This is a genomic window from Candidatus Andeanibacterium sp., from assembly GCF_057143545.1.
The window spans coordinates 1-8,121 of the sequence record NZ_DBNHSF010000112.1 but is presented as its reverse complement, the minus strand read 5'-3'; the positions used below and the strand labels follow the sequence as shown (position 1 = coordinate 8,121).

Below are 8,121 nucleotides of genomic sequence, written 5' to 3'. Positions count from 1 at the left end.
GCGCCCCGTGATTGTCGATCAACAAGTCGAGCGCGGCATCCGGCATGGCGCCGGCGAGGTGGATCTCGCCGACCGCAGCAGACGGAATTTCCGCGAGGTACCGATCGGGTGACGTGCCGATATTGTGCGCGCTGACATGAACGTTGTTGAGGTCGAGCAGCAGCCCGCAACCGGTGCGGCGGACGATCTCGCTCAGGAAGTCGCCTTCGCTCCATTCGTGACCTTCGAGTTGCAGGTAATGCGACGGGTTTTCGATCAGGATCTGCCTTCCGAGCGTGTCCTGCACGTGATTGATATTGCGGCACACCGCCACCAGCGCTTCCCGGCAACGCGGGAACGGCAGCAGGTCGGGCACGCAGTGCTGGCCCTGTCGCGACCAGGCGAGGTGTTCGGAGACCAGGAATGGATCGAACCGGTCGACCAGCCGCTTGAACGCGGCAAGATGCGCCGCCTCGGGGAGGCCGGGACTCGCCAGAGACAGACCGATACCATGGATCGAAAGCGGGCGGACGGCACGCAAGGCTTCGAGCATCGCCAGCCGCGGCCCGCCTTCGAGCATGTAGTTCTCGGCATGAACTTCGAACCACAGCCCTGCCGCCGAAGACGCAACTGCCTCGGCGAAATGCTGGGGCTTGAAGCCGACTCCGGCGGTGGGGATCATGGTCCGGGTTCCTGCCTTCAAGTTGCGATCAGCGCTTCACCGGCTTGAGCGAGCCGAAGCCAGCGGGCGTCTTGATCTTGGTGCAGGTGCCCTTCGCGACATACTTCCAGGCATTGCCCTGGTAGTCCTTGCGCGAAGTACCGGCGCAGCTGGTGCCTGCGCCGGCGGCGCAGTCGTTCTTTCCGGCCAGCGAAATGCCGTAACACTTCTCCTTGTTCGGCTGTGGCTTCACCGGTTCTGCATTGGCTATCCCGGCGGCCAGGGTGGCGGCCAGTGCAGCGGTGGCGAGAGTAGCAATCGTTTTCATGGGTTGTTCCTTTGTGTTTCGTTTTCCCCGGTGAATGGTGCGGCGCCCCGTCTGTTGAGGGGGTTCGGGAAACGACGGGGCGCCGCGGTGCCGGTGAGATTGGGGGGGAGGCTTCCGGCACGGATCGGTTAAGGCTGGCGTCAGGGCATCAGGAAGACGTCAGAGGAGAGCAGCACGACGGGCTCGGTGCCCTCGTTCTGCCACCAATGCGCGATGCCTTCGGCCTCGCGGGCAATGTCGCCGCCCTTGTGGACGATCGGCACCGCGCAGCTGCTGCGATGTTCGACGATCGTGCCGCTGACCGTATAGATCAGGGCCGGCCGGCCTTCGTGACTGTGGAAGGGTACGATGCCGCCCGGCTGCACGACCAGCATGCGGGTGCGCAGCTGGCGACCGTCGACGCCGATTTCCTGGCCCAGGTCGATCGAACCGATCACCGTGTCGGTAACGCCTTTGGGCATTGTCGGGTGGCCGGACAGCGGGTTGGCCGATTCCTGGCCCGACGGACAATCGCCGGCGAGTGCAGGAGTAGCAAAGCCGACGGAGGCGACGAGCGCCAGGGCGGCAGAAGTAAGTGTCTTCGAGAACATTGTTAGGCTCCTTGAATGAAATTCATGCGGGGGACTGTTCCCTCCGACGGCCTGAATTTCGCCGAGCCAGCCCTGCGCTTCCAATCGGATTGCAGCATGAATTCGATGCACCCGGCGCATGGCAATGCCCCCGACATTACCTCCGTGCATCGAAACCCAAACGAGAAGGCATTTCAGAAGAACGCGCGAACGAGCAATTATGCGGGAAATTGGAAATCACCCCAATTCCCCGGAGAACGACATGAATTACGTGGAATCAGAATGTCTCGCCCAAAGTGAGCTGCCGCTCGCCGGCCGCGTTGCGGTTGTCACCGGTTCGACCAGCGGCATCGGCCTCGGCATTGCCCGCGCGCTCGCGGAGGCAGGGGCTGGCTTGGTCATCAACGGTCTCGGCAAGATGGACGATATCGAGGTCACTGCCGCCGAGCTCGCCGAGCTGGGCGTCGAGGTCGATTACGATCCGGCCAATCTGTTACTGCCCAGCGGTGCCACTTCGCTGGTCGAAAACACAATCGCCAGGCATGGGCGGCTCGATATCCTGGTCAACAATGCCGGGATGCAGCATGTCAGCCCGATCGAGGATTTCCCCGTCGAACGCTGGGACGCGATCCAGGCGCTCAATCTTTCCGCCGCGTTCCACACCATCCGCACCGCCCTGCCTGCAATGAAGGAGATGGGTTTCGGGCGGATCATCAACGTAGCTTCGGCCCACGGCCTCGTCGCCTCGCCGTTCAAGAGCGCCTATGTCGCGGCCAAGCACGGGGTTCTCGGCCTGACCAAGACAGTAGCGCTGGAAGCCGCGCGCAACGGCGTCACCTGCAATGCGATCTGTCCGGGCTATGTCTGGACCCCGCTGGTCGAACAGCAGATCGAAGATACCGCCAAGGCGCGCGGGATCGACCGCTCACGCGTGATCGAGGATGTACTGCTCGCAGCCCAACCCTCGAAGCGTTTCGCCACGATCGAGGAAGTCGGCGCGCTCGCCGCGTTCCTGGCCGGCCCGATGGCCGGCTCCATCACCGGCGCCTCGATCCCGATCGACGGCGGCTGGACGGCGCAATAGGCCGACCTGACCGATGAGCGCAGATGGCAATTTCCGACGGCCACGCGTGGTGGTAATTGGCGCGGGATTCGGCGGACTGGCAGCTACCAAGGCGCTCGCCCGCGCCCCGGTGGACGTCGTGCTGGTCGACCAGCGCAACCACCACCTGTTCCAGCCGCTGCTCTACCAGGTTGCGACGGCGGCGCTGTCGCCGGCGGACATTGCCGGCCCGATCCGCGCTATCCTCAGCCGGCAGGACAATGCCAGCGTGATGCTCGATAGGGTCACCGGCATCGACGACAAGCGGCGCAACGTCCAGTTGGCCAGCGGCAAATTGCTTACCTACGACTGGCTGGTGATCGCCTCTGGCGCGCAGCACAGCTATTTCGGTCACGACGAGTGGGAACGTTACGCGCCTTCGCTCAAGACGATTGAGGACGCGACCGATCTTCGCCGCAAGGTCCTGCTCGCACTCGAACTCGCCGAAAGCGAGACCGACCAGGCGCGCCGTTCCGCACTGCTAACCTTTGTCGTCATTGGCGGCGGCCCGACCGGGGTCGAGATGGCAGGCGCGATCGCCGAGCTCGCACACCGCACGGTCGGCCGCGATTTCCGCTCGATCACGCCGCATTGCTCGCGCGTGTTGTTGCTCAATCTCGCCCCGCGCCTGCTCGAAGCATTCCCCGAAGAGCTGTCCGCAGTTGCCCTGAACGACCTGACCCAACTCGGCGTCGAAGTCCGCAATTCGACTTCGGTCACCCAGATCGGGCCCGATTTTGTCGAGGCCGGCAGCGAACGGATCGCGACCCACACCGCAGTCTGGGCGGCCGGGGTCAAGGCGTCGCCGGCGGCCGAGTGGCTGGGGTCGACCGCCGATCGCTCCGGCCGGGTGATGGTCGACGACTTGCTCCATCCCACTGGACGCGAGCGGATCTTCGTGATCGGGGACACCGCGCATTGCGCCGGTCCGGATGGCCGGCCGCTACCCGGAATAGCCCCGGTGGCCAAGCAGCAGGGCCGCCACGCAGCGCGCACGATCCTCGCCGAACTCGCGGGCCGCAAACCGGAACCCTTCCGCTACCGCCATTACGGCAATCTGGCGACGATCGGGCGGAGCCGTGCGGTGATCGATTTCGGGCGCTGGCGCGTAACCGGACACCTCGCCTGGCTGTTGTGGTCGACCGCCCACGTGTTCTTCCTGGTCGGCTTTCGCAACCGCCTGTCGGTCGGGCTCAGCCTGGTCTGGAACTACCTCACCTTCGCCCGCCATGCGCGGTTGATCACCGGCGCCTTGCCGGAAGGAAATATCACTCAGCAACAATCACTTGCGGACTCAGGAGCAGAACATGTCTTTCCTTTATGATGAACTTGCCGCGCAGGGTCAGGTGGTCCTCGTCTTCCAGGGCGGCGGTGCGCTCGGCGCCTACCAGATCGGCGTCTACCAGGCGCTCCACGAAGCCGGGATCGTGCCCGACTGGGTGGTCGGAACCTCAATCGGGGCGATCAATGCCTCGCTCATCGCAGGCTCGCCCAAGTCCGAGCGGCTCGCCCGGCTCGAGGAGTTCTGGAAGCGGATCGAGACCCGCGATTATCTCGGACCGCAGCTCTCCGGCTGGTTCGGCCAGATTGCCCGCAACATGGTCTCGCTGACTGCCGGGGTACCGGGATTCTTCGAACCGCGACCAGCCGCCTTCTTCAATCCGCATACCCAGCTGGGGCCGGACGACGCCGGATATTATTCGGTCGCCCCCTTGCGCGAGATTCTCGAGGAACTGGTCGATTTCGACCGGATCAATAACGGGTCGATGCGGCTGTCGGTCGGCGCGTCCAAGGTCCAGTCGAGCGAAATGGTCTATTTCGACAGCAAGGATCGGAAGATCGGGGTCGAGCACATCCTAGCCTCAGGCGCGCTGCCGCCAGCGTTTCCGGCGGTGCGGATCGACGACGAACTTTACTGGGACGGCGGCATCCTGTCGAACACGCCCGTCGAACTCGTCTTCGACGACCATCCGCGCAAGAGCGGTACGATCTTTACCGTCCATTTGTGGAATCCCCATGGCCCCGAGCCCGAGACGATCTGGCAGGTGATGAACCGGCAGAAGGATCTGCAATATTCGAGCCGCGCGGCGTCTCATATCCAGCGCCAGCGCCAGCTTCATCGCTTGCGCCACGTGATCACCGAATTGGCCAAATACGCGCCGCCCGAAGTTACGGCGGACGAGCGCTATTCGGAACTCGTCAGCTACGGCTGCGACACACGGATGCACGTGATCCGCCTGCTCGCGCCCGCGCTCGAGAACGAGGATCATTCGAAAGACATCGACTTCAGCCCCGAAGGCATCCGCCAGCGGCGCGAGGCTGGCTACCGCCACACCAGCAACATTCTCGAGCAGGCTCCGTGGCGCGAAGATTCCGACCCGCTGGCCGGCTTTATTCTGCACGAAGCCCGCGGCGGAGACCTGGTCGACACGCCTGCTCTAGCGAGATGACGAAACATGTGTCCAATGCCATTTCTCGTGCTATTTTTGCGCTGCACAGGGATCAGCCATGACGCACCCACTTGTTGCTGCGCTCGAAGACAAGTTCAGGGAGGTTCGTGACATGGATCTTCCCCTGGGTGATCGGCTGCGGGCCATTGCCGAAGAAGTGCGCCTGCGTAGTCCGCCCTTTGCCGATGCGGTCGATGTTTTCGTGGCGAGGCTGGAGAAAGCCCATGCCGGCGAAGGCGCCCCCAAGGTGGGCGAGGTCATGCCTTCCTTCACCCTGCCCGACCATGACGGAAGACTCGTTTCGCTCGACGAAATCCTTGCCAACGGCCCGGCAGTACTGGCGTTCCACCGCGGGCATTGGTGCCCTTATTGCCGACTCAACATGGTCGGCCTCGCGGAAATTCAGGACAAGGTCGATCCTGCACGAATCGTCGCGATCTCGTCCGAAATGCAGAAATATACCCGCGAGCTGAGAGCAGAGGCCGGCGCCCGATTCCCGTTCCTGACGGATATCGACGGCGGCTATACTCTATCGATCAATCTTGCGATCTGGGTCGACGATTTCATGTCGGGTCTGATCGGCAGCGCCGGTTGGGACATTCCCCACTATCAGGGAGGCAGCGCCTGGATACTGCCGATCCCGGCTGTGTTCATCGTCGATTCCGAGGGAATCGTGCGAACGCGCCATATCGACCCCGACTATCGTCGCCGGATGGAACTGCAGGACGTCATCGAAGAAGTGTGCAAGCTCGCCTGATTTGGCTGCAGCAGTTCAGGCAGCCATGCTGCCGGCCCAGTCCGCGGCGCGCACCAGGTTCAGCAAGGCGCCAGCCTCGCGCGAACGCGGGCGTCCGGCAATCGAATAGACCGCCACGGTCCGCCGCATATCGAGCGCTTCGCAGGGAATATGCACCACGCGGGGAGATTTGAGCGCGCTTGACGGCAGGATAGCGACACCGAGCCGCGCCACCACCAGCGCTTCGAGATCGCGATGAGAATCGACCTGATGCGCCTCTTCGGAACTGAGGCCGACGGTTTCGATGTTCATCTCGGCATGGTCGTTGTCAGAGTGGATCAGCAACCGTTCGCGCCGGATCAATTCGACATCGAGTTCGAGCTCGTTGCGCATGGCAAATTCATGATCGGGTGCGACGACGAGGTCGAACGCTTCGGTAAACATAGGCCAGCAGTCCAGCCGGTCCCAGCTTTCACCCAGCGGCCCGCCAAAGGCAATCTCGATGTCCCCGTTCTTGAGCCATTCGGCGATCTGCGCGCCATTGCCGCGCCGCAGCTTGAGTTGCAGGCCGGGAAATGAGCGATGCATTTCAACCAGCGGCTGGAGCAGGAGATCGAGATCGAGCGCGCGGGCTACTCCGATCGACAGCGAGGCGATGTCGCCGCTCTTGACCTTGGCCGCGAGCGCCTTGGCAGTTATGGCACTATCATAGCACTGCGACAGCAACGGAAGCATGCGCTGTCCGAGTTCGGAAAGGTGGCTGAGCCGGCCTTCGCGCCGGATCAACTCGCCGCCAAGCTCTTCTTCAAGCTGTTTGATCGCGCGAGTCAGCGCCGGCTGGGTGACGTTGCACTGTTCGGCCGCCCTGGTGAAATTGAGCGTCTTCGCTACCGCCAGGAAATAACGGACCTGCTGCATTTCCATTTCGAATTCCCCCTCATCGAATTCAGCCGGAAGGCCGAATCCCGATCAGCGGCAGAGACGCGAAATTGCGCCAAATCCTGCCGACAATCAATCCTGTCCAGATGGCCAAGGCCATCGCTCCGATCGCGACCCAGGCATAGCTGTGGCCCATCGGTATCCCAACCAGCGACAGGTTGTCGTTCCCGCCCGGGATCATCGAGCTGCCGACCCCCATCAGGGCGCCCCCGGCGAGGCAGGCGAGGGCCTGCCTGAGCGAGAAGGGTGCACCCCCCTCCTTGTTCCAGCCGCCGATCACCGCGCCGCCAAGCAGCGCAAAGAACAGCACCAGGTCGGACGGATAAGGAGCAATCGCACGATGCGCCGCGCGGTAAAGCGATTCGGGGTAGGTCCAGGCACCGGCCGCGAGGACGAGGATGACGAACGTCACGCCGATCATTATGGTCGCCTGGTGCGGGTGCCACAGGCGGGCCGCGAACTCACCGCGGCGGCTCCCATGTCCGAGCTGATAGAGCCGGATTGCCAGGAACGGCAGGAACAGGCCCAGCAACAACCATCCGCCGAATGAACTGTTCGAAGCGGGCTGGGCGACGCTGGCCGGAAGCAGCAGTCGGGCATGCGCCAGGCTGCCGAGATAGAAACCCAGGGGAGTCAACAGGAAATGCCAGTCGCGCGATCCGATCCGGGCAACAGACCCGAACACGCAGGCGCCGTTGATCAGGGCGCCCCAGCCTAGCAGCATCCCTCCGGCGACTGCGATCAAACCCGCGGGATAGGCGGTCTTGGGAGCCTCAAGCAAACCGCTGAAGGACGCCAGTACAAGAAGGGCCGAAGCCCACAACCCGCTCTCGGCCAAGGCGAGTATTCGGCCAAAGCGCCGTTCGGACACGGCCTCGCTCACCGCAGCGACCATGCAGGTCCCGCCGCGCTGGATCGCAAAGCCCATCGTGCCCGCGGCCAGGAAAGCTGCGGCAAAGCTCGGCTGGAGCAGGAGTTGTAGATCTTGCTGCATGCTTTCCCCCGGGGGACGGACTCAGGGCGCGGTTGCGGCGCTGGCGATCGAAGTAGCGACGGCAGTCGCCATCGCGAATTGCGCGGACTTGTCCGAGATTTGGTAGCGCTCGGCGATCGTTCGGAAATCGGTCCAGGCGACCCAAACGCTTCCATCCTGTTCCTCGACCACCAGCATGCGGACCGGCCAGTCGAGCCCGGCATAGGCATTCGATTGCAGGAACTGCACGCCAAGCGGGGGATTTCCGAAGATCAGCAGGGACGAGCGGCCAATCTCCAGATCGGCCTGTGCGCCAAGGCCGGACTGGTCGATCTGGTCAAAAAAGCGGATGCCCTTGGCCTGGACGTCGGCCTTGAGCCGGGC

10 protein-coding genes are annotated in these 8,121 nt (G+C 63.5%); 4 read left to right on the top strand and 6 right to left on the bottom strand.

Annotated features, from left to right (window positions below; translation table 11 throughout):
- The 3 genes from AC16XC_RS07095 to AC16XC_RS07085 form a co-directional block, all read right to left on the bottom strand.
- Nucleotides 1-661: MbnB/TglH/ChrH family RiPP precursor modification enzyme (locus AC16XC_RS07095; protein WP_484033951.1), on the bottom strand; the 661-nt coding region annotated here is incomplete at its 3' end.
- A gap of 28 nt (nucleotides 662-689) precedes the next feature.
- A complete protein-coding gene (locus AC16XC_RS07090; protein WP_484033950.1) occupies nucleotides 690-968 on the bottom strand; it encodes a BufA1 family periplasmic bufferin-type metallophore in 279 nt (92 codons plus the stop codon).
- A gap of 140 nt (nucleotides 969-1,108) precedes the next feature.
- The gene (locus AC16XC_RS07085; protein ID WP_484033949.1) at nucleotides 1,109-1,558 is read right to left on the bottom strand and encodes a cupin domain-containing protein; all 450 of its coding nucleotides are present in this window, start codon (nucleotides 1,556-1,558) and stop codon (nucleotides 1,109-1,111) included.
- Between the two features lie 241 nt (nucleotides 1,559-1,799).
- On the opposite strand from AC16XC_RS07085, the gene AC16XC_RS07080 reads away from it, so the two are divergent.
- From AC16XC_RS07080 to AC16XC_RS07065, 4 genes are read left to right on the top strand one after another with little or no spacing between them, the layout of a single operon-like run.
- Nucleotides 1,800-2,621, top strand: coding sequence for a 3-hydroxybutyrate dehydrogenase (locus AC16XC_RS07080; protein ID WP_484033948.1), 822 nt, complete (start codon nucleotides 1,800-1,802; stop codon nucleotides 2,619-2,621).
- 13 nt (nucleotides 2,622-2,634) lie between these two features.
- Complete coding sequence (locus tag AC16XC_RS07075; RefSeq protein WP_484033947.1) at nucleotides 2,635-3,963, top strand: NAD(P)/FAD-dependent oxidoreductase; 1,329 nt, start codon at nucleotides 2,635-2,637, stop codon at nucleotides 3,961-3,963.
- On the top strand, nucleotides 3,947-5,089 hold the full coding sequence (locus AC16XC_RS07070; protein ID WP_484033946.1) for a patatin-like phospholipase family protein: 1,143 nt from the start codon (nucleotides 3,947-3,949) through the stop codon (nucleotides 5,087-5,089). Before AC16XC_RS07075 ends, AC16XC_RS07070 begins: the two co-directional genes overlap by 17 nt.
- 58 nt (nucleotides 5,090-5,147) lie before the next feature.
- Complete coding sequence (locus AC16XC_RS07065; protein WP_484033945.1) at nucleotides 5,148-5,846, top strand: peroxiredoxin-like family protein; 699 nt, start codon at nucleotides 5,148-5,150, stop codon at nucleotides 5,844-5,846.
- 15 nt (nucleotides 5,847-5,861) lie between these two features.
- Here the strand turns inward: AC16XC_RS07065 and AC16XC_RS07060 are convergent, their stop codons facing one another.
- The 3 genes from AC16XC_RS07060 to AC16XC_RS07050 form a co-directional block, all read right to left on the bottom strand.
- Nucleotides 5,862-6,749, bottom strand: a complete 888-nt coding sequence (locus AC16XC_RS07060) for a LysR family transcriptional regulator (protein WP_484033944.1) — start codon at nucleotides 6,747-6,749, stop codon at nucleotides 5,862-5,864.
- Between the two features lie 22 nt (nucleotides 6,750-6,771).
- The gene (locus tag AC16XC_RS07055; RefSeq protein WP_484033943.1) at nucleotides 6,772-7,758 is read right to left on the bottom strand and encodes a YeeE/YedE thiosulfate transporter family protein; all 987 of its coding nucleotides are present in this window, start codon (nucleotides 7,756-7,758) and stop codon (nucleotides 6,772-6,774) included.
- Nucleotides 7,759-7,779: 21 nt separating this feature from the next.
- Nucleotides 7,780-8,121: DUF302 domain-containing protein (locus AC16XC_RS07050; protein ID WP_484033942.1), on the bottom strand; the 342-nt coding region annotated here is incomplete at its 5' end.